This window comes from Mesorhizobium sp. B2-8-9 (assembly GCF_006439475.1).
Taxonomy (GTDB): domain Bacteria; phylum Pseudomonadota; class Alphaproteobacteria; order Rhizobiales; family Rhizobiaceae; genus Mesorhizobium.
Map to the genome: position 1 here is coordinate 23817 of NZ_VFTQ01000027.1, position 23730 is coordinate 47546.

27 protein-coding genes are annotated in these 23730 nt (G+C 64.4%); 17 read left to right on the forward strand and 10 right to left on the reverse strand.

Annotated features, from left to right (window positions below; translation table 11 throughout):
• The first annotated feature begins 74 nt into the window (after positions 1-74).
• From FJ423_RS25730 to sbmA, 3 genes are all read left to right on the forward strand, one after another.
• The gene (locus tag FJ423_RS25730) at positions 75-266 is read left to right on the forward strand and encodes a hypothetical protein (protein ID WP_140845803.1); all 192 of its coding nucleotides are present in this window, start codon (positions 75-77) and stop codon (positions 264-266) included.
• A 367-nt stretch (positions 267-633) separates the two neighbouring features.
• Positions 634-1791 (forward strand): YbfB/YjiJ family MFS transporter, encoded by a 1158-nt coding sequence (locus FJ423_RS25735; protein WP_246680307.1) that lies wholly within the window; start codon positions 634-636, stop codon positions 1789-1791.
• Positions 1792-1913: 122 nt separating this feature from the next.
• Positions 1914-3176: a peptide antibiotic transporter SbmA gene (gene sbmA, locus FJ423_RS25740; RefSeq protein ID WP_140845804.1), complete on the forward strand. Its 1263-nt coding sequence runs from the start codon at positions 1914-1916 to the stop codon at positions 3174-3176.
• A gap of 22 nt (positions 3177-3198) precedes the next feature.
• On the opposite strand, the gene FJ423_RS25745 is transcribed toward sbmA, so the two are convergent.
• Positions 3199-4203, reverse strand: a complete 1005-nt coding sequence (locus FJ423_RS25745; RefSeq protein WP_140845805.1) for a polysaccharide deacetylase family protein — start codon at positions 4201-4203, stop codon at positions 3199-3201.
• A 202-nt stretch (positions 4204-4405) separates the two neighbouring features.
• On the opposite strand from FJ423_RS25745, the gene FJ423_RS25750 reads away from it, so the two are divergent.
• Positions 4406-5071 (forward strand): tetratricopeptide repeat protein, encoded by a 666-nt coding sequence (locus tag FJ423_RS25750; RefSeq protein WP_140845806.1) that lies wholly within the window; start codon positions 4406-4408, stop codon positions 5069-5071.
• 6 nt (positions 5072-5077) lie between these two features.
• Positions 5078-6508 (forward strand): ribosome biogenesis GTPase Der, encoded by a 1431-nt coding sequence (der, locus tag FJ423_RS25755; RefSeq protein ID WP_140845807.1) that lies wholly within the window; start codon positions 5078-5080, stop codon positions 6506-6508.
• A gap of 236 nt (positions 6509-6744) precedes the next feature.
• On the opposite strand, the gene FJ423_RS25760 is transcribed toward der, so the two are convergent.
• Positions 6745-7665, reverse strand: coding sequence for a LysR substrate-binding domain-containing protein (locus FJ423_RS25760; protein ID WP_140845808.1), 921 nt, complete (start codon positions 7663-7665; stop codon positions 6745-6747).
• A gap of 115 nt (positions 7666-7780) precedes the next feature.
• Between FJ423_RS25760 and FJ423_RS25765 the strand changes: the two genes are divergently transcribed.
• The 7 genes from FJ423_RS25765 (at position 7781) to FJ423_RS25795 (ending at position 13457) form a co-directional block, all read left to right on the forward strand.
• Positions 7781-9055, forward strand: a complete 1275-nt coding sequence (locus FJ423_RS25765) for an MFS transporter (protein WP_140845809.1) — start codon at positions 7781-7783, stop codon at positions 9053-9055.
• A gap of 172 nt (positions 9056-9227) precedes the next feature.
• Positions 9228-10409, forward strand: a complete 1182-nt coding sequence (locus tag FJ423_RS25770) for a cell wall hydrolase (RefSeq protein WP_095768725.1) — start codon at positions 9228-9230, stop codon at positions 10407-10409.
• A 386-nt stretch (positions 10410-10795) separates the two neighbouring features.
• A complete protein-coding gene (locus FJ423_RS25775; RefSeq protein WP_095768724.1) occupies positions 10796-11188 on the forward strand; it encodes an AtpZ/AtpI family protein in 393 nt (130 codons plus the stop codon).
• A gap of 65 nt (positions 11189-11253) precedes the next feature.
• Positions 11254-12012, forward strand: coding sequence for a F0F1 ATP synthase subunit A (locus FJ423_RS25780; protein ID WP_095768723.1), 759 nt, complete (start codon positions 11254-11256; stop codon positions 12010-12012).
• A gap of 75 nt (positions 12013-12087) precedes the next feature.
• Positions 12088-12312: a F0F1 ATP synthase subunit C gene (locus tag FJ423_RS25785; RefSeq protein ID WP_027164582.1), complete on the forward strand. Its 225-nt coding sequence runs from the start codon at positions 12088-12090 to the stop codon at positions 12310-12312.
• Between the two features lie 60 nt (positions 12313-12372).
• On the forward strand, positions 12373-12954 hold the full coding sequence (locus FJ423_RS25790; protein ID WP_095768722.1) for a F0F1 ATP synthase subunit B: 582 nt from the start codon (positions 12373-12375) through the stop codon (positions 12952-12954).
• A gap of 11 nt (positions 12955-12965) precedes the next feature.
• Complete coding sequence (locus tag FJ423_RS25795) at positions 12966-13457, forward strand: F0F1 ATP synthase subunit B (RefSeq protein ID WP_140845810.1); 492 nt, start codon at positions 12966-12968, stop codon at positions 13455-13457.
• Positions 13458-13899: 442 nt separating this feature from the next.
• Here the strand turns inward: FJ423_RS25795 and FJ423_RS25800 are convergent, their stop codons facing one another.
• Positions 13900-14598 (reverse strand): ribonuclease HII, encoded by a 699-nt coding sequence (locus FJ423_RS25800; RefSeq protein ID WP_140845811.1) that lies wholly within the window; start codon positions 14596-14598, stop codon positions 13900-13902.
• A 194-nt stretch (positions 14599-14792) separates the two neighbouring features.
• The gene (locus tag FJ423_RS25805; protein WP_140845812.1) at positions 14793-15947 is read right to left on the reverse strand and encodes a PA0069 family radical SAM protein; all 1155 of its coding nucleotides are present in this window, start codon (positions 15945-15947) and stop codon (positions 14793-14795) included.
• Positions 15948-16095: 148 nt separating this feature from the next.
• On the opposite strand from FJ423_RS25805, the gene FJ423_RS25810 reads away from it, so the two are divergent.
• Entirely contained in the window at positions 16096-16599 is a 504-nt protein-coding gene (locus FJ423_RS25810; protein ID WP_095768718.1) for a glycosyltransferase, read from the forward strand.
• 36 nt (positions 16600-16635) lie between these two features.
• Here the strand turns inward: FJ423_RS25810 and moaB are convergent, their stop codons facing one another.
• The 6 genes from moaB to FJ423_RS25840 all read right to left on the reverse strand — a co-directional run bounded on the left by moaB (position 16636) and on the right by FJ423_RS25840 (position 20491).
• Positions 16636-17193 carry a molybdenum cofactor biosynthesis protein B gene (gene moaB, locus FJ423_RS25815; protein WP_140845813.1) on the reverse strand — a complete coding sequence of 186 codons (558 nt, stop codon included), beginning with the start codon at positions 17191-17193 and terminating at the stop codon, positions 16636-16638.
• A complete protein-coding gene (locus tag FJ423_RS25820; RefSeq protein ID WP_140845814.1) occupies positions 17180-18073 on the reverse strand; it encodes a 4-(cytidine 5'-diphospho)-2-C-methyl-D-erythritol kinase in 894 nt (297 codons plus the stop codon). Before FJ423_RS25820 ends, moaB begins: the two co-directional genes overlap by 14 nt.
• A 25-nt stretch (positions 18074-18098) precedes the next feature.
• Positions 18099-18284 (reverse strand): hypothetical protein, encoded by a 186-nt coding sequence (locus FJ423_RS25825; RefSeq protein ID WP_095768715.1) that lies wholly within the window; start codon positions 18282-18284, stop codon positions 18099-18101.
• A gap of 85 nt (positions 18285-18369) precedes the next feature.
• The gene (locus FJ423_RS25830; RefSeq protein WP_140845815.1) at positions 18370-19227 is read right to left on the reverse strand and encodes a S49 family peptidase; all 858 of its coding nucleotides are present in this window, start codon (positions 19225-19227) and stop codon (positions 18370-18372) included.
• Positions 19228-19469: 242 nt separating this feature from the next.
• Positions 19470-20267 carry a methyltransferase gene (locus FJ423_RS25835; RefSeq protein ID WP_140845816.1) on the reverse strand — a complete coding sequence of 266 codons (798 nt, stop codon included), beginning with the start codon at positions 20265-20267 and terminating at the stop codon, positions 19470-19472.
• The gene (locus tag FJ423_RS25840; protein ID WP_027164594.1) at positions 20267-20491 is read right to left on the reverse strand and encodes a DUF2007 domain-containing protein; all 225 of its coding nucleotides are present in this window, start codon (positions 20489-20491) and stop codon (positions 20267-20269) included. The genes FJ423_RS25835 and FJ423_RS25840 overlap by 1 nt, the downstream gene beginning before the upstream one ends.
• A 154-nt stretch (positions 20492-20645) precedes the next feature.
• On the opposite strand from FJ423_RS25840, the gene FJ423_RS25845 reads away from it, so the two are divergent.
• The 4 genes from FJ423_RS25845 to FJ423_RS25860 all read left to right on the forward strand — a co-directional run bounded on the left by FJ423_RS25845 (position 20646) and on the right by FJ423_RS25860 (position 23625).
• Entirely contained in the window at positions 20646-21659 is a 1014-nt protein-coding gene (locus FJ423_RS25845; RefSeq protein WP_112095919.1) for a polyprenyl synthetase family protein, read from the forward strand.
• A 100-nt stretch (positions 21660-21759) separates the two neighbouring features.
• Positions 21760-22425, forward strand: coding sequence for a GntR family transcriptional regulator (locus tag FJ423_RS25850; RefSeq protein ID WP_140845817.1), 666 nt, complete (start codon positions 21760-21762; stop codon positions 22423-22425).
• 178 nt (positions 22426-22603) lie between these two features.
• Complete coding sequence (locus FJ423_RS25855; protein ID WP_140845818.1) at positions 22604-23212, forward strand: biotin transporter BioY; 609 nt, start codon at positions 22604-22606, stop codon at positions 23210-23212.
• Positions 23209-23625, forward strand: coding sequence for a DUF1284 domain-containing protein (locus FJ423_RS25860; protein ID WP_140845819.1), 417 nt, complete (start codon positions 23209-23211; stop codon positions 23623-23625). The genes FJ423_RS25855 and FJ423_RS25860 overlap by 4 nt, the downstream gene beginning before the upstream one ends.
• The last annotated feature ends 105 nt before the right edge of the window (positions 23626-23730 follow it).

Consider the following 23730-nt stretch of genomic DNA (forward strand, 5'->3'; position numbering starts at 1 on the left):
CCGAAGTCTCAATTGAAACCCGACAGGAAACGGCAGAATTTACCTGGAACAGCCTTGAGCCATGAGGTGGCCCCATGAAGATTTTATCTTTTCTGAAAGGGCTTTGCGGCACCGAGGCGAGGCCGCCCGAGGACGGTGAGATCGCGCGCTGGATCATCGATCCGCTGTCGCATCCGGTGCTCGACACCATGTCGGAGCGCGAGCTCGGCGACATGCCCTTCCGGCTGACGGCCCGCCGCACAGCTTACGAGACCGGCTGCCGTTGAAGTCACGTTGCCGCAGCGGCGGAAACCAAAAGACAAACTAATGTGACCATTGTGCATAGCGTTGCCGGCGTCAGCGCTGCCCCTCATTGCCCTGCCGGGCATTTCTCCCCGTATAGAGACGGGGAGAAAGACGCTGTCATCGCCGCTTTCGCTAATTTTCAACGCTGTAGGATAATCGCCAGCGTTGCGGCCGGTTTCCTTCTCCCCGTCACTATACGGGGAGAAGGTGCCCGAAGGGCGGATGAGGGGCAGCGCTGACGCAGAAAGTTTCGCGCCAGTCCGATGCGATCGGTCCTTTCTACGATCGTGACACTGGCCCAACGCAAGCGCATTGTTTCACCTGCACATGCAATTATTGTGCACTGCAATGAACGCCTCGCCATCTCCCTTGCGGCTTGCTCTCGCCGGCATGGTCGCGCTTGCCGTCGCCATGGGCATCGGCCGCTTCGTCTACACGCCGATCCTGCCGGGCATGATGGAGGAGCTGCATTTGACGCCGGCCGATGCCGGTTGGATCGCTTCCGCCAATTATGTCGGCTACCTCCTCGGCGCGCTTGCCGCGGGCGGTGGCTGGGCGCATGGCCGCGAGCGCATGCTGATGTTCGCCGGCCTCGCCGCCAGCGCCGTGCTCGCGGCCCTCATGGGGTTCAACGAGACGATGGCCGCCTTTCTCGTCATCCGCTTCCTCGCCGGCCTCGCCAGTGCCTTCGTCATGGTGTTCATGGCCTCGATCGTCTTCAGCCATCTGGCAGAGGCCGGCCGCGGCGATTTGCAGGCGCTGCATTTCGGCGGCGTGGGCCTCGGCATTGCCGCGTCCTCGGCGCTGCTGGCGGTCCTCGTCTCCGAACATGCGGATTGGGCCGCCGGCTGGCTCTGGTCGGGGGCGCTTTCGACCGTCGGCCTGCTCGTCGTCGCGCTGCTCGCCGGCTCGACCACGCCGGCCAATGTCACCGACGGGCGCGAGCCGGCGCTGCCGAAGGACGGGTCCCTGGTGAAGTTGATCGTCGCCTACGGACTGTTCGGCTTCGGCTATGTGGTGACCGCCACTTTCCTGGTCGCCATCGTCCGCCAGGGCGGCGGCGGGCGCGTCTTCGAGGCGACTGTCTGGATGGTCGCCGGCCTCGCTGGCTTTCCCTCGACTTGGGCGTGGCAGAAGCTCGCCGGCCGGATAGGGCTCTATGCCACTTATGCCGCGAGTTGCCTGGTCGAGGTGGTCGGCGTCACCGCCAGCGTCGTCGTCAAGGGCGCCGCCGGACCGCTGATCGCCGGCGTCCTGCTCGGCGGCACCTTCATCGCCATCACGGCGCTGGGCCTACAGATGGGCAGGCAGCTCGCGCCGCGGGCGCCGCGCCGCATCTTCGCGGTGATGACGGCGGCCTTCGGCCTTGGCCAGATCGTCGGCCCGATCGCCGCCGGCCTGCTCGCCCAGGCTTCGGGCAATTACGTGCTTGCTTCGATCATGGCAGCGTCGGCGCTGCTCGCCTCCGGCGTCATTGCTTGGTCGGCTGCGCCAAAATCGCCATGATTTGCGGTTTGTTCGATGCCGGACGTCGGGCACGGGCATTTTCTTTCCCCCTAATGTGTGACTTTATGCCCGCCGAACTGCAACGCCGCTGATTTGCGGTCAGACCGAGGAAACCCGCCACAGTGTTCGTATCCTTCTTCCCGCAGCCGAAGCTTTTCTGCACCTCGGCCGCCGTCTGGAGCCTTGCCGCGATCCTGTTCTGGTTCTTCGGCGGCGAGCAGTTGGGCGCGATGTTCGGATTGCCTCCGGTAGCAGAGGGTGTCCCCAAGATCATCGGCGTCGAGCTCTTTTGGTCGAAGCCCTTTCTGTGGTTCTACATATATTTCGCCGCGGTCGTTTTCGTTTTCTACGGTTTTTGGGCTTGGTATCGACCCCATCCATGGTTGAATTGGTCAGTTCTTGGGACTTCGCTCATCCTCTTCGTGATCTATTACCAGGTGCAGGTCAACGTTGCTTTCAACGATTGGTACGGCCCTTTTTACGATCTTATTCAAAAGGCGTTGGGGACACCGTATTCTACGACGCCATGGGATTTTTACAGCCAGCTGCTGACCATCATGTGGATCGCGCTTCTGGCTGTTACTGTTGGCTCTCTCAATCGGTTCTTCGTAAGCCACTGGATCTTTCGTTGGCGCACCGCCATGAACGACTACTATATGGCCAACTGGGATAGGTTGAGACGTATCGAAGGTGCATCGCAGCGTGTCCAGGAAGACACGATGCGCTTCTCAACCACGATGGAGGATCTGGGTGTTAGCTTGGTTGGGTCGGTCATGACCCTGATCGCGTTTCTTCCCGTGCTGCTGCATCTTTCGCAGAACGTTACGGAATTGCCGATTGTCGGCACGGTGCCTTATTCACTCGTCGCTGTGGCTATCGTCTGGTCCATTTTCGGAACCACTTTCTTGGCGCTGGTTGGTATCAAGCTTCCGGGGCTTGAGTTCCGCACACAACGCGTCGAGGCGGCTTTCCGCAAAGAGCTTGTCTACGGCGAGGACGATATAGGTCGTGCGCAGCCGCCAACTGTCGCTGAACTTTTTCGGAACGTCAAAAATAACTATTTCAGAAAGTATTTCCATTATCTATATTTTAACGTGGCTAGAATTTTCTACCTGCAAATCGATAATATATTCCCATATATAGTTCTCGTGCCCACAATGGTTGCTGGCAAGATAAAGCTTGGGGCCCTAAATCAGATCCTAAACTCTTTTGATCAGGTGCGTTCGTCGTTCCAATATCTGGTCAACTCCTGGCCAACCATTGTCGAGTTGATTTCCATATATAAACGCCTTCGTGCTTTCGAGGCGACGATCCATGGCGAGCCGCTACCAGACATCGATCGCCGTTTCATCGAACGCCAAGCACACGAGCCGGATCCGGCCTAGGTCGGATTGCAAGGTGGGCGGCTCAGCCGCCCACCGCCGCCTGCGCCTGCCCGGGCCGCTGGCGCGCGAGATAGTCGCGGAAACTGATGCACTCGACTTGCGGCATCACGCAGACCTCGCCGGCGAAGCGCTCCAGCGCGTTCCAGTAGGCGCCGTCGTTCATCAGGGTGAAGTGGAAGCCGAGCTCCAGCGGCAGGCGCTTGCCGTTGTACTGAGCCTCGAAAGCGGCGCGGAACGCCTGATAGGCGCGCTCGGTGAATGCGTCCGCCATGGCCGGCTTTTCGGTGCCGCCCGAGTGGCGGACATAAAGATTGTAATCCATGGCGACGACCGGCTTGGCCTTGTCTCCCTCCGGGATAAGCGGCAGGGCGAAGCGGGTTATGTCATTCAGGGTTGGCGGCACGACCGGGCCGCTCGAGACGCCGCTCGCATCGTATTCAAAGCCGGCCTCGGGCAGCGCTTCGTAAAGCGCCTTATCGGTGGCCAGATAGGGCGCGCGAAAACCGGTTACGGTATGGCGGGCGAAATCGCGCCAGCTAGCCGGTTCCTGGATGCCGTTGATCGCATAGGCATTCTCGAAAATGCGCCGCGCAGACGCGAATTCGGCCAGCCAGTCGGCCTTGCTCCAGTCCTTGCCGTCGAAATGGCCGCAGGCATGGCTGCCGATGTCGTGCCCCTCGGCCGCAGCCAGCTGGACCTGCTCAAGCCGGTCGGCCACATCCTGCTTTGAGGCGCCGAAGCCGACATTGGATTTGCCGGCGGCCTTGCCGGGGCCGGCATAGTGCAGCCGCGTCTCGGGAGAGACCAGGAAGACGCAGGACAGGAAATAGGTGAAATGCGCGCCCGTGCGCTTTGCCAGCGCCCGGCTGCGCTGCCATTGCGAGATCTCGCGGGCGGCATCGAAAGAGACCAGCACGACCTGCTTGGCCGGCCAAACGGTTGGCGATCTCGGCGGATCGGCGAAGGCGGCATTGGCTGAGGCGAGCGAGGCGAGACTGATCGCAAGGACGCGGTACGAACGAAGCATTGACAACCTTCTGGCGGGGACGTCTCCGGCCGATCGGAAGCCGGCTATCGCGCAAATGTGGCGTGGTTGCGTTCAGGTATGGACTGTGGGCGCCCGGCATTCTCAGCCGATTTTCCGGTCCGCCCCCTTCCATGCCGACGAAATTTCGCTAAAACGCGGGCTCAAGAAGCGCCCCCTCCTGGGGCCGCAATGGTTTTGATTGATGTCGGACGACAGTTTTATCCGCGAAGTCAACGAAGAGATTCGTCGCGAGCAGGCGCAGAAGCTATGGGACCGTTTCGGCCCGGCCATTCTCGGCCTTGCCATCCTCATCGTGCTCGGCACTGCCGCTGTCGTCGGCTACCGCTATTGGGACGAAACCCGCGCCAACCGCTCGGGCGACGCCTTCTCGGCGGCCCTCAAGCTCGCCAATGACGGCAAGAACGACGAGGCGATTGCCGCGCTCGACCAGCTGGAGAAGGACGGCTACGGCGCCTATCCGCTGCTCGCCCGCATGCGCGCCGCGACCGTCAAGGCCAATAAGGGCGACGTCGACGGCGCGGTCAAGGATTTCGACGAGGTCGCCGCCGACAGCGCCATTCCCGCCGGCATTCGCGATATCGCGCGGCTGAGGGCGGCGCTCCTGCTCGTCGACCACGGCTCCTACGCCGATGTCTCCAGCCGCATCGAGGCGCTTACCGCCGACACCAATCCGTTGCGCCATTCGGCGCGCGAGGCGCTCGGCCTTGCCGCCTGGAAGGACGGCAAATCGGCGGACGCGCTCAAACTGTTCGACCAGATCTCTTCGGATGAAGCCGCTCCGCGCAATGTGCGCCAACGCGCGCAGTTGATGTCCGAGTTGATCCGTGGGTCGGGCAACGTGTCGTGATCCTGGATGGGCTTCAAAGTCGCCATCATCGGCCGGCCTAACGTCGGCAAATCGACTCTTTTCAATCGGCTGGTCGGAAAGAAGCTGGCGCTTGTCGACGACACGCCTGGTGTAACGCGCGACCGCCGTGTCCATGCGGCAAAACTCTACGATCTCCATTTCGATGTCATCGACACCGCCGGCTTCGAGGACGCGGCGGCTTCGACGCTTCCCGGCCGCATGCGCCAGCAGACCGAAATCGCCATTCGCGAAGCCGACCTCATCTTCTTCACCGTCGATGCCAAGTCGGGCCTGATGCCCGACGACCGCACCTTCGCCGAAGTGGTGCGCAAATCGGGCAAGCCGGTGGTGCTCGTCGCCAACAAGGCAGAGGCGCGTGGCGCTCAAGGGGGCATGCTGGAAGCCTGGGAGCTCGGCCTCGGCGAGCCGATCCCGATCTCGGCCGAGCACGGCCAGGGCATGCCGGATCTGCGCGACGCGGTGATTGAAGCGCTCGGCCAGGAACGCGCTTTCGGCGAGGATGAGGAAGACGAAGCCGGCGAGATCGCCGCCAGCGAGGTTCTGATCGGCGAGGACATCGCCGACCCGGATGCTGAAGCGCCCTATGACGACACCAAGCCGCTGCGCATCGCCGTCGTCGGCCGCCCGAACGCCGGCAAGTCGACGCTGATCAATGCGCTGATCGGCGAGGAGCGGCTGCTGACCGGTCCGGAAGCCGGCATTACCCGCGATTCGATCTCGGTCGACTGGGACTGGCGTGGCCGCAGGATAAAGCTGTTCGACACGGCCGGCATGCGCCGCAAATCCAGGATCCATGAAAAGCTGGAAGTGCTCTCGGTGCAGGATGGCCTGCGCGCCATCCGCTTCGCCGAGATCGTCATCATCATGCTCGACGCCACCATCCCGTTCGAGAAGCAGGATCTCCAAATCGCCGACCTCATCATCCGCGAGGGCAGGGCGCCGGTGATCGCCTTCAACAAATGGGACCTGATCGACAATCCGCAGGAGCTGCTGGCCGAGCTGCGCGAAAAGACCGAGCGGCTCCTGCCGCAGGTGCGCGGCATCCAGGCGGTGACGGTGTCGGCCGAGACCGGCCGCGGCCTCGACAAGCTGATGGAAAGCGTCATCAAGACGCACAAGGTCTGGAACAGCCGTGTCTCCACCGGCAAGCTCAACCGTTGGCTGGAAGGCATCCTCGCGCATCACCCGCCGCCCGCCGTCGCCGGCCGCCGGCTGAAGATCAAATACGTCACCCAGGCAAAAACCCGCCCACCGGGCTTCGTCGTCTCCTGCTCCCGCCCGGACGCGATGCCGCAATCCTACGTCCGCTATTTGACCAACAGCCTGCGCGAGGCCTTCGACATGCCAGGCGTGCCGATCCGCATGGCGCTGCGCACCTCGGACAATCCGTTTGCGGGCAGGGCGAAGAAGCGGTGACTTCTGGGAAAGCGCCGACGCTGATCCCTCGTCATCCACGGGCGAAGCAAGGAGCGAAGCGACGCGCATAGACCCGAGGATCCATTCCGTGACTTAGAAGCGCCGCGACGGTTCAGAATTCTGCTCCGCTGCATTCCTCGCGCGAAGTAACGGAATGGATCCTCGGGTCTGCGCTGCGTCGCTCCGCTCCTTGCTTCGCCCTAGAATGACGATGTCGAAAGGCGTCGGCTAAGACGCTAAGCGACCTCCCGCAGTCCATCGCCGGTTCGCGTCCCCTCCGGCAGCGTCTCCAGCGCCGCCTGCAGCAATATCTCCGCCAGCCGCGCTGCCACCGGGTCGAGCTCGGCGTCCTTCCGGTGCAGGTGCAGCGCCATTGTCGGCAGGGCAGGAAGCCCGAGCACGCCCGGCGCGATTGCCCTGACATTGGCCGGCAGGCCGATATCAGTGCGGATCGTCAGGCCGAGGCCTGCCGCCACCGCCGCCCAGATGCCGCCGAGGGAAGGACTCGAGAAGGACATGCGCCAGAGCATGCCCGCGCGATCGAGTGTCTCGGTCGCCACGGTTCTGAGCAGGCACGGCGCCTCGAACACCACCAGCGGCAGCGGCTCGCCATTGCGCGGACCAGCCTCGATCGGCTTGGCCGGGCCTATCCAGCGCGCCGGCACGTCGGCGACATGGCGGCTATAGGGCAGGGCCGTGCCGTCGTGCCAGGCAAGCGCGATGTCGAGATTGCCTGACAGGACACGCTCGGCAAGGTCGTGGCTGCGGCCGATCCGTGCTTCGATGCGGACCTTGGGATGGGCGCGGGCGAAGCGACCGAGCACGTCGGGCAGCACGGCCTCGCCGAAATCCTCCTGCAGGCCGAGCCGTACCCAGCCTTCCAGCTCGACGTCGCGGATAGCGGAGGCCGCCTCGTCGTTGAGTTCGATCAGCCGCCGCGCATAGCTAAGCATCGTCTCGCCGGCTTCGGTGAGCGCCAGGCCGCGCCCTGCCTTGCGGAAGACCGGCGTGTCCGCCTGCTCCTCCAGCTTCTTCAGTTGCGCGCTGACCGCGGATGTCGAGCGGCCAAGCCGTTCGGCCGCCTTGGCGAAGCTGCCCAGATCCATGCCGGTGACGAAGGTTCTGAGGACATCGAGGTCGAACGTGACGCGGCGCATCGGGATCGTCCTGATTTTCAGGATTGTTGGTGAAAAAATTCCTGATTTTATGGATGAAGCTATGGCGCTACATCCAGTCCGTCAAGCCGTCAGCCGGTCGCAACGGGAATGAACCATGTCCGCCATCGTCACACGCAGCGATTGCCAACGTCCTGATGCACCCGCCGGCGTCTCCGCCCGCCGCGCTTTCGGCCCCAACCATCGCTGGAAGGTGCTGGGCATCGGCGTCGCCGCCAATGCCGGCTTCTCCGCCACCTTCTCTGGCATCCCGGCGACTACGGTGGCGATGCGCCAGGGCTACCACCTCCACAATGCCTCGCTGGGCTTGGCATTGGGTCTACTCGGTCTCGGCGTGGCACTGAGCGAGCTGCCTTGGGGCGTGCTCACCGACCGCTGGGGCGACCGCCGCGTGCTCCTGACCGGGCTCGGCGCGACGGCCGCATGGCTCTTCATCATGGCGATGCTCGTCGTGCCGACAAAAATGGCGGTACCCGGCGTCACGCTGCTGTCGGCAAGTCTGCTCGTCGCCGGCCTGCTCGGCGGCAGCGTCAACGGCTCCAGCGGCCGCGCCATCATGGGCTGGTTCGGCGAGGGCGAGCGCGGCTTTGCCATGAGCATCAGGCAGACGGCGGTGCCGCTCGGCGGCGGGCTGGGCGCTCTCATCCTGCCTTCGCTGGCGCTGGCTTTCGGCTTCGCCGCGGTCTTCGGCCTGCTTGCCGTCGTGTCCGCGCTCTCGGCCTGGTTTGCCTGGCGTTGGCTGCACGAGCCGCCGGCTGAAAGCGGCGGTTACGCCGCCGCAGCGGCAAGCGGCCCGGCGCCCTTGCGCAACATCGAGGTGTGGCGCATGTCGACCGCCATCGGCCTGCTCTGCTTCCCGCAGGTCGCGGTGCTGACCTTCGCCTCGGTCTTCCTGCATGACTTCGCCGGCATGGGCACCTTTGTGACCAGCGCCAGCCTTGCAGCTGTGCAGGCCGGCGCCATGGCGATGCGTGTCTGGAGCGGGCGCTTCACCGACCGCCACGGCAACCGCCGCCCGTTCCTGAAACTCTGCAGCGCGCTGAGCGCATTTGCCTTCCTGGCGCTGTGGCTGCTGGTGATCGGCGCTGCCGGCGCGCCGTGGCTGCTGGCGCTGCTTCCGCTGATGGTCGTCGTCGCCGGCATATCCGTCTCGGCCTGGCACGGCGTCGCCTATACCGAGCTTGCCACGCTTGCCGGCGCCGGCCATGTCGGCACCGCGCTCAGCCTGGCCAACAGTTTTGTGTTCATCGGCTTCTGCCTGGTGCCGATCGCCATTCCATGGCTGCTGGTGGTCTTCGCATGGCCCGGCGTGTGGCTCGCGGCCGCCATCTGCGCGGCGCTCGCCTGGCCAATCTTCCTGCGCCCCGCCTGATTCACCCAAAACTGATGCACCCACCCAGGCCTGATTCTTCATCGGCCCGCTGTGGAAATTGCAAGCCGGCTTGCCTCAAACATGAAAAGAACATGATCGATGCCGTTAACCCCGCATCAAGGTTAATGCTTCATTTTGACTCTCCGGGGTCAGTAGCGTTCTGGAGAGTTCCGTGCATCGACGCGTTTCATTGCGGCTTGCCGCCGCCGCCGTTGCGAAAAAACGTTCCTTTCTTCCTCCTTTGGTGCTTGGGCTCGGTATTTGGATCGGCTTCCCGTCGGCCGTCGCCTACCAGGATATGGCAAGCCTGATCTCCGGCCTGGAATCGTCCGACACCCGCTGGAACGCCTATATCGAGAAATCCGCCGCCGGCTCGGTGCATGCCGCCGAAATGCCGTTTGTCGATTCCGTCACCACCGGCTCGCTGTCCGGTTCCGGCGTGAATTTGCCGGGGGTTGGCACCGTCGCCTTCCGCGGCAAGGGCAGCGCCGTGGGCGTGACGCCCGATGAGGATCGTGTCGTGCGCGCCGACAAGAAGGGCCGCATCGTCAAGGTGTCGCCAGTCGCGCCGCCCAAGAATTTCAGCGCCGGCTCGATTTTCGAGCGCACCTCCTCGCTGCTGCGTCCCGCGATGGACAGCGGCCTGAAGCTCACCTTCGCCAAGCCGGGCATCAAGGGCAAGGAAGTCCAGATCGCCCAGGCCTTCCATCTTCGCGAGGACAAGAGGCCTGATCCGGCGCTGCCGGCGGCACTTGTCGCTCTCGTCAACAACGACAAGCCGGACATCCTTGCCACGGCCTATGCCCAGTCCGCGCCCGACTACGCCAAGGCTTCGCCCTTCGAGGCGCTGCTGCAGGACGATCCCAACGATGGCCGCTTCATTCCGCCGATGGGCAAGGGCGACCATGCCTGGCTGCAGACCCCCCTGCCGGCAAGTGTCTTTTCCAAGCCCGAGCAGGCCTGCCTTGCCAAGGGCATCTATTTCGAGGCGCGCAGCGAGCCGGTCCGCGGCCAGGCGGCGGTGGCGCAGGTGATCCTCAACCGCGTCCGCAACCCGACCTATCCGAAGACGATCTGCGGCGTCGTCTACCAGAACGACAACTGGTTCAACCGCTGCCAGTTCTCCTTTGCCTGCGACGGCAGGAAGAAGACAATCACCGACCTGGCCTCCTACAAGACCGCCCAGGAGGTTGCCATGGCGGTGACCGCCGGCAAGATATTCATTCCCGAGGTCGGTTCTTCGACGCATTACTACGCCAATTACGTCCATCCGGGCTGGGCGCGGGCCATGCACAAGATGACCAGGATCGGCCTGCATATCTTCTACCGCACCTATGGCGGCGGCTGGAGCTGAGCCGCTAAAGCATGTCTCCCGAAAGTGGTAAGCGGTTTCGGGAAGACACGCGCAAATCAAAAACTGAAGCGCGTGGAGCGAATCTGAAGGATCGCGACGCGCTTAGGCGGCTCAAGCTGAGCCGCCCAAACACCGCCCCGGCTATCCTTCCTCCGACGCCCGGCAATGCCTCGGCGGACGCGCCTTGTCGCGCGGATTCGCGCCGTTACCTCACGCAGGCGTGAAGGGCACGATGTCGCACCTCGATAAACCATTGATTTAACTGCTAAAAATACATCGCTCGGAAGTTCGGCCCGTGGCTTGACGGGGCCGGACCCTCTAACTATGTTGCCGGCGACTTTAGAAGCGGACGGACGGCAATCGTCTGCCCGGGCAGGGGGGTTGCGATGGCCGACAAAACCGGGCCAGACGGAACCGGAGAAACCGGCCGCGGCAGGCAGCCAGAAGCCACCATCCGCGACGACGAACTTGAGCGCCGCCGGCGCGACCTCGAAGCATCGCTTGCGACGAGACGCACGGACCGGTCCGAGGGGAAAGACGAAGCGAAAGCTGCGACCGGTTACGGTCAGGCGCTGAAGCTGTCCAGCGAGTTCATCGCCGGAGTGGTGGTCGGTGTCGGCTTGGGCTGGATCATCGACCGTCTGGCGGGAATAGCGCCCTGGGGTCTGATCGTCGGCCTGTTGCTGGGCTTTGGCGCAGGCATACTCAATGTCCTGCGCTCGGCGGGACTGGCATCGGAATTCGGCCAGGGCGGCAAGCCGCGCGAGCCGAGAGAATGAAGTGAGGCGCCGCAGGGCGCTAAAGTGAATTAAAAAGCCGTTTGTGGCTTTGACGGGGATTTAAAGTGGCTGCTGACAAGGTCGATCCGATCCACCAGTTCCAGATCCATCCGATCATCCCGCTGCATATCGGCGGCTACGACGTATCTTTCACCAACTCCTCTTTGTTCATGGTCGTGACGATCGTCCTGGCGTCCGCCTTTCTCTATATGAGCACCGCCAGCCGGGCCTTGATTCCCGGTCGCCTGCAGTCGGTGTCCGAAATGGCCTACGAATTCGTCGGCAACATGCTGCGCGATGCCGCGGGCAAGCAGGGCATGCAGTTCTTCCCGCTGGTGTTCTCGCTGTTCATGTTCGTGCTGGTCGCCAACCTGATCGGCCTGTTCCCTTATTTCTTCACCGTCACCAGCCACATCATCGTCACCTTCACGCTGGCGATCCTGGTCATCGGCACGGTCCTCGTCTACGGCTTCGCCAAGCACGGCTTCGGCTTCCTCAAGCTGTTCGTGCCGCATGGCGTGCCGGGCTATCTTCTGCCGCTGGTGGTGGCGATCGAAATCATCTCCTTCGTCTCGAGGCCCGTCAGCCTCTCGGTTCGTCTTTTCGCCAACATGCTGGCCGGCCACATCACGCTGAAAGTGTTCTCGGGCTTCGTCGTCAGCCTGAGCGCGTTTGGCGCCGTCGGTATCGCCGGCTCGGTGCTGCCGCTTGCCATGGCGGTCGCGCTCTCGGCGCTCGAGCTGCTGGTCGCCTTCCTGCAGGCCTATGTGTTCGCGGTGCTGACCTGCATGTATCTGAACGACGCCCTGCACCCGAGCCACTGATTTTCACCGGCGCCCCGGCGCCAGCTTACCCAACGTACCAACTTCAACGAACAGAGAAACCACAGGAGTTTTGAAATGGACGCAACTGCAGCAGCTGCTATCGGCGCTGGTATCGCCTGCATCGGCATGGGCGGCGCGGGCATCGGCCTCGGCAACATCTTCGGCAGCTACCTCTCGGGTGCGCTCCGCAACCCGTCGGCTGCCGACGGCCAGTTCGGCCGCCTGATCTTCGGCTTCGCGGTGACCGAAGCTCTGGGCATCTTCTCGCTCCTGATCGCTCTGCTCCTGGTCTTCAAGTAAGAGCCGGAGCTGACGAAAGGGGCCGCATGGTGCGGTCCGTTCTAGGGACAGGGGAATGAGATGTTCGTGACATCTGCCTATGCGCAAGAAGCAGCGCCGGCCGCGGCCGAGGGCGATACGCATGCCGGCACTGCCGTGCCTGCCGCGGAGCATGAAGCGTTCCCGCCGTTCGATGCCAAGACCTTCCCGTCGCAGATCCTGTGGCTGGTCATCACCTTCGGGCTCTTCTATCTGTTCCTGAAGCGGGTTGTGATGCCGCGTCTTGGCGGCATCATCGATGTCCGCAACGACCGCATCACCCAGGACCTCGACCATGCCGCAAGGCTGAAGGGCGAGGCGGACGCCGCGGTTGCTGCCTATGAGCAGGAACTGGCGGAAGCCAAGGTCAACGCCAACAAGATCGGCCAGCAGGCGAACGACGCCGCCAAGGCGCAAGCCGAGGGCACGCGCAAGAAGCTCGAGGCCGAGCTTGAGAAGAAACTTGGCGAGGCCGAGGCGAGCATCGCCTCGATCAAGGCCAAGGCGATGAAGGAAGTCGGCACTATCGCCGAGGACACGACCTCGGCCATCGTCGAGGCGCTTGTCGGCGGCAAGGCCGACAAGGCCGAAATCGCGGCCGCGGTCAAATCCGCGAGCCGGTGAGGAGCGGGATCATGGACGCCACATCACTCGCCACGCTCTGGGCCACCATCGCCCTGATCATCTTCCTCGGCGCCGTCGTCTATCTGAGGGTGCCGGGCATGCTTGCCAAGTCGCTCGACGCCCGCGCGGCCAAGATCAGCAGCGAGCTCGAAGAGGCACGGCGCCTGCGCGAGGAGGCCCAGCAGCTGCTGCGCCAGTATCAGCAGAAGCGCAAGGAAGCCGAGAAGGAGGCCGCCGACATCGTCGCTGCCGCCAAACGCGAGGCTGACTTGCTTGCCTCCGAGGCGGCCAAGAAGACCGAGGACTATGTCGCCCGGCGCACAGCGCTTGCCGAGCAGAAGATCAGCCAGGCCGAGCGCGAGGCGGTCAGCGAAGTGCGCGCCACCGCCGTCGACATCGCCGTCGAAGCCGCCCGCACGCTGCTCGCCGCCAAGGTCGACGTCAAGACCGGCGCGGATCTGTTCAAGTCGGCGCTCAATGATGTGAAGGCCAAGCTGAACTGAGCTGACTTCGAAACTTCGAAATCAAAAGCCGCCTGGGCAACCCGGCGGCTTTTTTGTTTGGAAGCGCGGCGCCGAAGCTGCCAATCTTCCCCACAAGGGGCTACGCTATGCACACATTTCCGAGCAGCTGGTCTTGGCGATAGCGTGCATGGCAGCTTGGCGCATGCATTGTTTGATGTAGCGCTGGTCGACCCCCACTCCGTCTCGGCTTCGCCGAGCCACCTCTGCCCCGATCGACGGGGTAGAGGAAAGGCGCCAAGCCTTTTGCCGTCAATGCCCGTCCAGCAACGCTCCCTTCCTTTCCCTCCGGAGGGGGAAAGGTGGCGCTGCGAAGCAGCGACGGATTGGGGGAACCACGTGGCAATCAAGCCTCGGCCTGATCAGTCGCGCCAGTGACAGAGGATGTCCGCAAGCCGTAACCACATTGGGGGAGATCAGCTAACTACTCCAGCCCGGCGAGGCTCTCTTCCTCTTCCGCCATTTCAGCCCCACCCAACCGGAACGGCGCGAACGAGGCTCGGTGAAGCCGTGCCACCGGCCCATGCGCCTCGATCGCGGTGCGGTGGCGGACCGTCGCGTAGCCCATATGCACTTCGAAGCCGTAGTGCTCGTGATGTCCGCCGCAGCCACACATCATGCGGTCGCGCATCACCTTGGCGACGATCGAGGCGGCGGCGATCGACTGCGAGCGCTGGTCGCCCTTGATGAGCGCGCGGCCTTCGCAGGCGAGACCTGGCGGTATGTCGCGGCCGTCGGCCAGGGCGAGCTTCGGTCGCAAGGACAGGCCGGCGGCAGCGCGGCGCATCGCTTCGAGGCTGGCTTTCAAAATGTTGCTGTTGTCGATGCCTTCGGCGCTGATCGAAGCCATCGAGATGCTGAGCGCCGAGCCGAGAATCTTGAGAAACAGCGCCTCGCGCTGCAAATGGGTGAGGCGCTTGGAATCGTCGAGGCCTTCGGGAATGTTGGCGGGGTTGAGCACCACCGCGGCGGCCACCACCGGACCGGCGAGCGGACCGCGGCCGGCCTCGTCCATACCGGCGACCGGCCACAGCCCGTCGGCTATCGCTTTCGTCTCGATCGAGAAGTCGGGCTTCTCGACCATTTCAAAGAGAAGCGGAGAATCGGAACGCGCGCGAGCCATGGTGCGGCGAGGTTCGCATCGGCTCCGATTCTCCGCAAGTCCTTCCGGGTCGGATGGGGCGTCGGACCGGGAAGGCACCGTCTCACAGCCGGGGGACAGGGGCCGGACGGGATTTCGAAACAAATAGCAATTCCAGACCGAAAATCGCTTTGCCTGGAAGTGCTTAGCGCCGGCCGTCATGGCCGGTGCTGGCGTCAAAGCAGCATCAGCTGCTCGCCGGCACTGGCGCCTGCGACGAATTGGTCGGTGCGAAGCTGCCGCCGCTCGACATTGAGGCCGAGCCGCTTGGCGGCGATCTCGAAGCGCCGGCCGATCTGCCAGGCATAGGGACCGGCGCCCTTCATGCGCTTGCCCCATTCGGAATCGTAATCCTTGCCGTCGCGCATCGAGCGGATAAGCGACATCACATGCCGGTAGCGGTCGGGATAATGGCGCAACAGCCAGTCCTTGAAGATCGGCGCCACTTCGAGCGGCAGGCGCAGGATGACGTAGCCGGCCTCCCGCGCGCCGGCGGCTCTAGCCGAATCGAGGATGCGCTCCATCTCGGGATCGGTAAGCCCCGGAATAATCGGCGCCACCATGACCGATGCCGGGATGCCGGCGTCCGAAAGCTGCCTGATCGCCTCCAGCCGCTTCGTCGGCGTCGAGGCGCGTGGCTCCATCGTTCTCGCCAGCATGCGGTCGAGCGTCGTCACCGACAGCGCCACCTTGGCAAGGCCGCGCTCGGCCATGCGCGACAGGATGTCGATGTCGCGTGTCACCAGCGCCGACTTGGTGACGATGCCTACCGGATGACCGCGCGCTTCCAGCACTTCCAGGATCTCGCGCATGATGCGGTATTGCTTCTCGATCGGCTGGTAGGGATCGGTGTTGGTCCCGATGGCGATCGTGCGCGGCTGGTAGCCCGGTTTCGACAATTCCCTGTCCAGCATGCGCGCGGCATCCGGCTTGGCGAACAGCTTCGATTCGAAATCGAGCCCCGGCGACAGGCCCATGAAGGCATGCGTCGGCCTGGCGAAGCAGTAGACGCAGCCATGCTCGCAGCCGCGATAGGGGTTGATCGAACGGTCGAAGGAGATGTCAGGCGACTCGTTGCGCGTGATGATGGTGCGCGGCTTTTCGACCTGCACTTCCGTCTTGAACGGCGGCAGTTCCTCCAGCGAGTTCCAGCCGTCGTCGAACACATGCCGGCTGATCGGCTCGAACCGGCCGGACGGATTGATCCCGGCCGAGCGGCCGCGATTGCGATCGGGCCGCACGCGCAAGCCGCTCTGCTCGATCATCGCGTTCGCCATCTCGGCTCGGCCTGCTCCGAAAGCGGCAATGTCGGCGCGCACGATCTGTTCCATTTTCGCCCTCTCCCAGGGACTGTCGGCAGGCTGTCGAATCGCTCTGTTCATGAAACTATTCCTATTTCGCCGAAGAGAACAAAGCAAGAACTTTTTCGCTTGAAGCGCGCAACTGGCGCATCGCCGCACTTTCCGCTATTCGGCTAAAATGCTCAGCGTCCTTATCGAAACCCGCAACGACGAAGAGGGGCTTGCCCGTACGCTCGCCTCGCTGGTCGGCGGCGCGGTCGAAGGCGTCGTGCGCGACGTGATCGTCTGCGATCAAGGCTCGACCGATCAGACGCACCGGGTGGCCGAGCATGCCGGCTGCCACTATGCGACCGGCGGGATCGGCGCCGGTATCGGCCAGGCCAAGGGCGACTGGCTGCTCCTGCTCGAGCCGGGGGCGCGGCTCGCCGAGGGCTGGATCGACGAAGTCGTGGCGCACACCGCGAAACAGACCATGCCGGCGCGCTTTTCACGCGCCCGCGCCAACCGTGCGCCTTTCCTGGCCAGGGTGTTCTCGAGCAATCGTGCGCTGGCCGAGGGGCTTGTCATCAGCAAGCGTCAGGCCTCGGCTCTGGCAAAGAGCGCGCGCAGCGCCGAAGCCCTGGCGCGCGGCCTGGCGACCAGAAGGCTGAACGCCGAAATCTGGATCGCGCCGCCGAAATGATGCCCCGCCGTGCCGGCCGGGCGCCTTAACTGAGCTTTACGAGGTGGGCTTGCCGCCGCGCCTGAGATGCTCGTCCAGCCGCGGCATGATCTCGACGAAGTTGCAGGGCATCTGCCGGTAGTCGAGCTGCGCCTTGATGATGCCGTCCCAGGCGTCCTTGCAGGCACCGGGCGAGCCCGGCAGCACGAAGACGAAGGTGGCGTTGACGACGCCGCCTGTTGCCCGGCTCTGGATCGTCGAGGTGCCGATCTTGTCGTAGGAGATGCGGTGGAAGACTTCCGAAAAGCCGTCCATGCGCTTTTCGAAGATCGGCTCCAGCGCCTCCGGCGTCACGTCGCGGCCGGTGAAGCCGGTGCCGCCGGTGGTGATCACGACATCGATGTTTTCGTCCTTCGACCAGCCGAGCACCTTGTCGCGGATCTTTTCGCGGTCGTCGGTGACAATATCGCGCGCGGCGAGCGTATGGCCGGCTTCCGCGATGCGATCCGCCAGCGTCTGTCCGGATTTGTCGTCGGCGAGGCCGCGCGTGTCGGAGACGGTAAGCACGGCGATGCGCACCGGAATGAAGGGCCGGCTTTCGTCAAGCTTCGCCATCGCTCACCTCCATGCTGCGCGTCGCGGCAACGAACCAGTCGGGGTGGCGGGCGCGGATCTCGATCGCCGCGCGTTTTGCAACATTGCCGGTCTCGAACAGGCCGAAACAGGTGGCGCCCGAGCCGGACATGCGCGCGAACGCGGCGTCGGCTTTTTTCAGTGCCTTGAGCGCCTCGCCGATCGCAGGTTTGATCGAACGCGCGGCAGACTCAAGATCGTTGCGCGTCGTCTCCAGCCAGTTGCGGATCGTGTGGAAATCGAGGCGCTTCGGCAGCGGCGGCAGCCTCTCGTTATCGCGGCTGGAGAGCGCCTTGAACACGTCCGGCGTCGAGACCGCGATGCCCGGATTGACCAGCACCAGCCCAAGCGCAGGAAAGGCGGATAGCGGCGAGACTTCATCGCCGATACCGCGTGCGATCAGCGGCTTTGATTCGAGGCACATCGGCAGGTCGGCACCGAGCGAAAGCCCGATCCGGGCCAGCGAATTGTCGTCGATATCGAGCTTCCAGAGCCGCGCCAGGCCATTAAGCGCGGCCGCCGCGTCGCTCGAGCCGCCGCCGACTCCGGAGGCGATGGGCAGGTTCTTCTCCAGCCGGATGGCGACCGGCGGTCCCTGTTGCATGCCGGCTTCCCGGCGCAAGGCATCGCGCGCCTTCACCACCAGATTGTCGCCGTCGAGCGGCAGCCCGGCGGCATAACGGCCGGATATCGAGAAGTCATCCTCTTCCGCCCGCTCGATCTCGAGCCGGTCGCCGAAGCGGGTGAAGACGGCAAGGCTGTCGATGAGATGGTAGCCGTCGGCGCGCTGTCCGATGACATGCAGCGCCAGGTTGATCTTGGCAGGCGCAAGCCACGTCCGGACCTCTGTGCCGGGCTCCAGGATGTCGGCTGCTGGCGAGATGGGATCAGTCCTTGGCGAGACGATATTCGCCGGTCTTGGGGTCCTTGACCAGCGTGCCCGTCGTGCCGTTCGCCGCCTGTCTTTCGGTGCGCCGGATCTTGGCCGTCACGCGTTCGGCCTCGCGCACGAAAGCGCGGTAGCCAAAGTAAGCGGCGGCGCCGACAACGGCGAAGAAAATGATCTGCGGCATCTCTAAAACTCCTCCCGCGTCCTCGCGGCAAGGCCGGCCGGACAGGCTCGGTCAAGCGGCCATGCTAGCCGCATTCATGGCTTTTTCAAAGCCCGAAGCGCGCCCACAGCGCGCGCTCTTCCGCCGCATCGAGGACGCCGCTGGCGGCGGCCGCCGCGATATCCGGCGCCGAAACGCGCGAGCCGAACAGGCCGAAACGGCCGAACAGACCGCGCGGCGCGGTGATCAGCTTGAGCTGCGTCTTTTCGCCGAAACGGGTCTTGAGCACGCTGCGCATATCGCCCAGCGCATCGACAAGGCCGAGCTCGAGACCGCGCTTGGCGGTCCAGAACAGGCCGGTGAACAGGTCCGGGTCGTCCTTGAGCTTGCTGCCGCGCCGTTCCTTGACGAGGTCGATGAAGGTCTCGTGCACTTCGAGCTGCAGCGCCTTCAGCCGTTCGACGTCCTCCTCCTTCTCGGGCTTGAACGGATCGAGCACGGCCTTGTTCTGGCCGGCGGTGTGGACGCGCCGCTCGACGCCGATCTTCTTCATCAGCTCCGGGAAGCCGAAAGAGGCCGAGACCACGCCGATCGAGCCGACGATCGAGGACGGGTCGGCGAAGATCTCGTCGCCGGCAACCGCGATCATGTAGCCGCCCGAGGCCGCCACGTCCTCGACGAAGACCAGCACCTTCTTGTTCTTTTCCGCCGCTAGGTCGCGGATGCGCTTGAAGATCAGCCGCGACTGCACCGCTGAGCCGCCCGGCGAATTGATCGAGATGGCGACCGCCGGCGCGTCGAAGCTGAACGCCTTTTCGATCAGGCCGGCCGTCGAGGCGAGCGACAGGCTGGGCCGGAACTGGCCTCCGCCGGCCATGATGGGGCCTTGCAGCCGGATGACCGGAATGGTGACGACTGTCGAGCGCCAGGATTTCGGCAGCAGGCGGTTGAAAAGGCGTTTCACGAACGATTGTCTCCGGACAAAAGGCAAAGGAGCAAGATGAGATCAGGTCGGTTGGTCTGTTTCACGGGCGCAGCGTCATCCTGCTTGGGCATGTAAGGAACTCGCCGGCCAACGGCAATGCCGCATCGCCGGCCAGTGCATGTCGCGCAAAAGTGTGCAGCGGTTTTGCGAGAAAGACATGCATAAAACAAAAACTTGAAGCGGGTCGCTAGAATCCATTTCAACGCGACGCGCTTCAAGGATCAATCGCCGAACAGCGATGCCAGGCCGTTATTGATCATTTCCGTCCGCTCCGCCGGCCCGTTGCCGGACGGCCCGTGCAAGATGAGCGGCGGGCGGATCGACAATTTTCCGCGCGCGCCGAGCACCGCCCTGACGACGATGCGGATCGCCACCGCATCCGGCCGCGGATGCACGCACAGCAACTCGGCATCGCCGAAGCGTCCTTCGATCGCGTTCAGGATGGCAACCAACTGCTCGGGCCGCGCGATGACGGCCAGCCCGCCGCGCGGCCTGGCGACGGCGGCGGCGCTCCTGATCCAGCGCTCGAACAGGCCGTCCTCCGCCACATGCGCCTCTCTGCGCAACGCGTCGGGCGTCGAGCGATCCTCGGCCGCGTTGAACGGCGGGTTCATGATGACGAAGTCGAAGGAGTTGTCGGCAAGCCCGGCCTCGGTCCGCGCTCGACCGGTCAGCGTCACGTCGGCGGTCAGCACCGAGGCGCGGTCGCCGAGATGGCCATTGCCGGGATGCGAAAGCGTGGCAGTGGCGAACCCGGCCATTTCGGCGGAGCGCTCAACGAGCACGGCCTGTGCCGCTGGGCAGCGCGACAGCACGGCAAGGGCGGCGGCGCCGGCGCCCGCGCCGAAATCGGCGAGCCGGCCGGAAAAGCCGGACGGCACGGCGGCCGCCAGCATCATGGCGTCCATGCCGGCGCGATGACCGCCGCGGCTCGGCTGCACCAGCCAGAAGCGCCCGCGATGGAAGGCATCGATCGTGTGCGCCGGCGTATCCGGGACGGGGGCGGTGCTGGCTCCCATTATTTTTTGCGGATCTCGTTCTCGATGCCGGCATCCTTGAGGATGCGCCGTGCGGCATCGACCTTTTCGGCGTCGACCATCACGCGCCGCGGCAGGATGCCGAGCGAACCGTCGAGCACGCTCATATTCTGGTCGGCGACGAAACAGGCGATGCCGGCATCGCGCATCAGCGATTCGACAAAGGAGATGACGACGGCGTCGTTGGTGCGGACAAGCTCGATCATGAAACGAAAATCGCAGGTTGTGGCGTTCGTGTAAACGTGCGCGTGGACACTCCGTCGGCGGAGCCGCGCTAATTCGCCTCTTGCCGTGTCCGGTTGCACCGCCCTAGAGTCGGCGAGGGATCAAGGGTGCGTCAGATTGACGGGAGTTGTCGTGGTGGGTGTCGTTCTCAACATCGAAGGCAAGCGGGAACCCGCTTCCATCAAGGATTTGATCGATCTGACAGCCGCCGATATGGGGCGGGTCAACGAGCTGATCCTGTCCAAGGCCGGCTCCGACGTCGAGATGATCCCGGAGATCGCCAATCATCTGATCTCCTCCGGCGGCAAGCGGCTCAGGCCCATGCTCACGCTCGCCGCCGCGCAGATGTTCGGCTATTCCGGCGAAGGCCATGTCAAGCTCGCGACCGCCGTCGAATTCATGCACACGGCGACGCTTCTGCATGACGACGTGGTCGACGAGAGCGCGCTGCGCCGCGGCAAGAAGACGGCGCGCATGATCTGGGGCAACCAGGCGAGCGTGCTCGTCGGCGATTTCCTGCTCGGCCAGGCTTTCCGCATGATGGTCGAGGTCGGCTCGCTGGAAGCGCTGGACATCCTGTCGGCCGCAGCCTCCATCATTGCCGAGGGCGAGGTCATGCAGCTGGCCGCCGCCAAGAACCTCGAGACCACCGAGGACGAGCATTTCGCCGTCATCAAGGCCAAGACGGCGGCGCTGTTCTCGGCCGCCGCCGAAGTCGGGCCGGTCATCGCCCAGGCCTCGCGCACCGATCGCGCCGCGCTTCGTTCCTACGGCATGAATCTCGGCCTTGCCTTCCAGCTCATCGACGACGCGCTGGACTATGGCGGCTCGAGCAAGGATCTCGGCAAGAATGTCGGCGACGATTTCCGCGAGGGCAAGGTGACGCTGCCGGTGATCCTCGCCTACCGGCGCGGCACCAAGGCCGAGCGCACCTTCTGGAAGCGCGCCATCGAGGACAACGTCGCCGACGATGCCGGGCTTGAAAAGGCTATCGGACTGATGGCCCGCCACGGCGCCATCGCCGATACGATCGGCCGCGCCCGCCATTTCGGCGAGATCGCCCGCGACGCGCTGGCGCCGCTGGAGGCGACGCCGCAGAAGTCGGCTTTGATCGACGTGATCGATTTCTGCATCAGCCGCGTCAACTGAGCCCGCGGATCCGGCACATTTGGGTCCGCCGGGAAGGGCGCCTGTGAATCCCGCGCCGGCCGTCTCGACAAACGGCGGTCCGGCAAATTATCTATAAAATATGGCCAGCAAAGAAGACACGATCGCCGTCCGCATCAGCAAGGAACTGGCGGACCGCATCATTTCGGGCGCCATCGAGCCCGGCTCGCGGCTGCGCCAGGACCATGTCGCCCAGGAATTCAACACCAGCCATGTGCCCGTGCGCGAGGCCTTCCGGCGCCTGGAGGCTCAAGGATTGGCGATCGGCGAACCGCGCCGCGGCGTGCGCGTCGCCTCTTTCGATCTCGGCGAGGTCAGAGAGGTGGCCGAGATGCGGGCGGCGCTCGAAGTGCTGGCGCTGCGCCATGCCGTGCCGCATCTGACGGCGTCGATCCTCGATCAAGCCGAGGAGGCGACCAAGGCCGGCGACAAATCCCGCGACGTGCGCTCCTGGGAAGAGGCCAATCGCACCTTCCACCGGCTGATCCTGGCGCCCTGCAGCATGCCGCGCCTGCTCTCCACCATCGACGACCTGCATGCCGCGAGCGCGCGCTTCCTTTTCGCGGCCTGGCGCTCGGAATGGGAAACCCGCACCGACCAGGATCATCGGGCGATCCTGAGCGCCCTGAGACAAGGCAACACCGAATCGGCCGCCGCGACACTCGGGCGGCACGTGCAATGGATCGGCCAGAAGCCGGTCAAGACCGCTTCCGGCAAGACGCGCGACGCCTTCGCCATCGTGGGGTAGCGGACGCCGTCGCATCGCCGTCGGCGTCGATATCACGCTACGACCCAGATCGCCTGTATCCGCCATCTGTTCGCAAGCCGTGTCGCAGCCGGACTTGCCATCTCCGCGAAAATATGGATTCGATAATAGATGAAGTCGAAAAATTATCTATAATTCCACGCCAACCAAGGAAGACACCGTGACCAACGCAGCCGTTTCGACGTACAAGCCCTCCTTCAGCCCGTTGCGGCTGCACAGCCGTTCGCTCGCCTGGCAGATCGGCGCCGTGATCCTCGGTTCGCTGTTCCTGGCGCTGTCGTCCTATATCGAGGTGCCGATGGTGCCGGTTCCGGTCACCATGCAGACCTTCGCCGTCACACTGGTCGGCGCGCTTTATGGCTGGCGCTTCGGTGCGTTGACCATCGCCGCCTGGCTCGTCGAGGGCGCCGCCGGCTTTCCGGTGCTGGCGGGCGGCGCCGCTGGCATACAGCATTTCGTTGGCCCGACCGGCGGCTATCTCTTCGCCTTTCCGGTCGTCGGCGCTGTCGTCGGCTGGCTGGCCGAACGCGGCTGGAACGGCAATCGCGCCATGCTTGCCTTCGTCGCCATGCTCATCGGCAACCTGCTCTGCCTGGTTCTCGGCACCGCCTGGCTTGCCGTCATGATCGGCACTGAAAAGGCCATCACCTTCGGCTTCGTGCCCTTCATCGTCGGCGGCCTGCTCAAGTCGGCGCTGGGCGCGGCGACGCTGAAGCTCTTTTCCACCTATCGTGCGGAGCAAGGCGACCGCTCGTCCGGGACGCGATGACCGTCAAGCTGCGCGCCCATCATCTGCTCTGCCTGCTGACCTATGTCGGCAAGGGCTACTCGCCGGCCTTCACCGCCAATTACGACAAGGTGGTGAAGCGGTTGGGCGAGGGCGAGGCGGTGGTGATCGTTGCCGGTCCGGACGACGTCTGCGCCCCGCTGCTCGGCGAGCCGGAGCCGCATTGCCTGCGCGAGAGCGCCGCCGAGCGGGACCGGATGGCCGCGCGCGATGTCGGCGCTCTCCTCGGGCGGCCGATCCAGGCGGGAGACCGGTTGGTGCTGGACGCCCCCAAACTGGCGGGGATGCGCAAGGCTTTTTCCGCCGGCCTGACGCGCCAGGCGTGCTCCGGCTGCGAATGGTCCGGCCTGTGCGATACGGTTGCCGCCAGCGGATTCAGCGATACCTATCTGTAGGCAATCCGATGCCGCATATGGGCGTCCCGGGCCTGCGCGCGGGATTTTCGCTGGCGCGGCATCGTTTTTTAAGCCGGATGATTGCATTGTGATTCGCCCGGCAAT

What these genes read in the sequence shown, in the direction of transcription:
- FJ423_RS25730 (WP_140845803.1), top strand. Translation starts at nt 75, where the DNA reads ATGAAGATTTTATCTTTTCTGAAAGGGCTTTGCGGCACCGAGGCGAGG.
- FJ423_RS25735 (WP_246680307.1), top strand. Translation starts at nt 634, where the DNA reads ATGAACGCCTCGCCATCTCCCTTGCGGCTTGCTCTCGCCGGCATGGTC.
- FJ423_RS25745 (WP_140845805.1), bottom strand. Translation starts at nt 4,203, where the DNA reads ATGCTTCGTTCGTACCGCGTCCTTGCGATCAGTCTCGCCTCGCTCGCC.
- FJ423_RS25750 (WP_140845806.1), top strand. Translation starts at nt 4,406, where the DNA reads ATGTCGGACGACAGTTTTATCCGCGAAGTCAACGAAGAGATTCGTCGC.
- der (WP_140845807.1), top strand. Translation starts at nt 5,078, where the DNA reads ATGGGCTTCAAAGTCGCCATCATCGGCCGGCCTAACGTCGGCAAATCG.
- FJ423_RS25760 (WP_140845808.1), bottom strand. Translation starts at nt 7,665, where the DNA reads ATGCGCCGCGTCACGTTCGACCTCGATGTCCTCAGAACCTTCGTCACC.
- FJ423_RS25765 (WP_140845809.1), top strand. Translation starts at nt 7,781, where the DNA reads ATGTCCGCCATCGTCACACGCAGCGATTGCCAACGTCCTGATGCACCC.
- FJ423_RS25775 (WP_095768724.1), top strand. Translation starts at nt 10,796, where the DNA reads ATGGCCGACAAAACCGGGCCAGACGGAACCGGAGAAACCGGCCGCGGC.
- FJ423_RS25785 (WP_027164582.1), top strand. Translation starts at nt 12,088, where the DNA reads ATGGACGCAACTGCAGCAGCTGCTATCGGCGCTGGTATCGCCTGCATC.
- FJ423_RS25790 (WP_095768722.1), top strand. Translation starts at nt 12,373, where the DNA reads ATGTTCGTGACATCTGCCTATGCGCAAGAAGCAGCGCCGGCCGCGGCC.
- FJ423_RS25795 (WP_140845810.1), top strand. Translation starts at nt 12,966, where the DNA reads ATGGACGCCACATCACTCGCCACGCTCTGGGCCACCATCGCCCTGATC.
- FJ423_RS25800 (WP_140845811.1), bottom strand. Translation starts at nt 14,598, where the DNA reads ATGGCTCGCGCGCGTTCCGATTCTCCGCTTCTCTTTGAAATGGTCGAG.
- FJ423_RS25805 (WP_140845812.1), bottom strand. Translation starts at nt 15,947, where the DNA reads ATGGAACAGATCGTGCGCGCCGACATTGCCGCTTTCGGAGCAGGCCGA.
- FJ423_RS25810 (WP_095768718.1), top strand. Translation starts at nt 16,096, where the DNA reads ATGCTCAGCGTCCTTATCGAAACCCGCAACGACGAAGAGGGGCTTGCC.
- moaB (WP_140845813.1), bottom strand. Translation starts at nt 17,193, where the DNA reads ATGGCGAAGCTTGACGAAAGCCGGCCCTTCATTCCGGTGCGCATCGCC.
- FJ423_RS25825 (WP_095768715.1), bottom strand. Translation starts at nt 18,284, where the DNA reads ATGCCGCAGATCATTTTCTTCGCCGTTGTCGGCGCCGCCGCTTACTTT.
- FJ423_RS25835 (WP_140845816.1), bottom strand. Translation starts at nt 20,267, where the DNA reads ATGGGAGCCAGCACCGCCCCCGTCCCGGATACGCCGGCGCACACGATC.
- FJ423_RS25840 (WP_027164594.1), bottom strand. Translation starts at nt 20,491, where the DNA reads ATGATCGAGCTTGTCCGCACCAACGACGCCGTCGTCATCTCCTTTGTC.
- FJ423_RS25850 (WP_140845817.1), top strand. Translation starts at nt 21,760, where the DNA reads ATGGCCAGCAAAGAAGACACGATCGCCGTCCGCATCAGCAAGGAACTG.
- FJ423_RS25860 (WP_140845819.1), top strand. Translation starts at nt 23,209, where the DNA reads ATGACCGTCAAGCTGCGCGCCCATCATCTGCTCTGCCTGCTGACCTAT.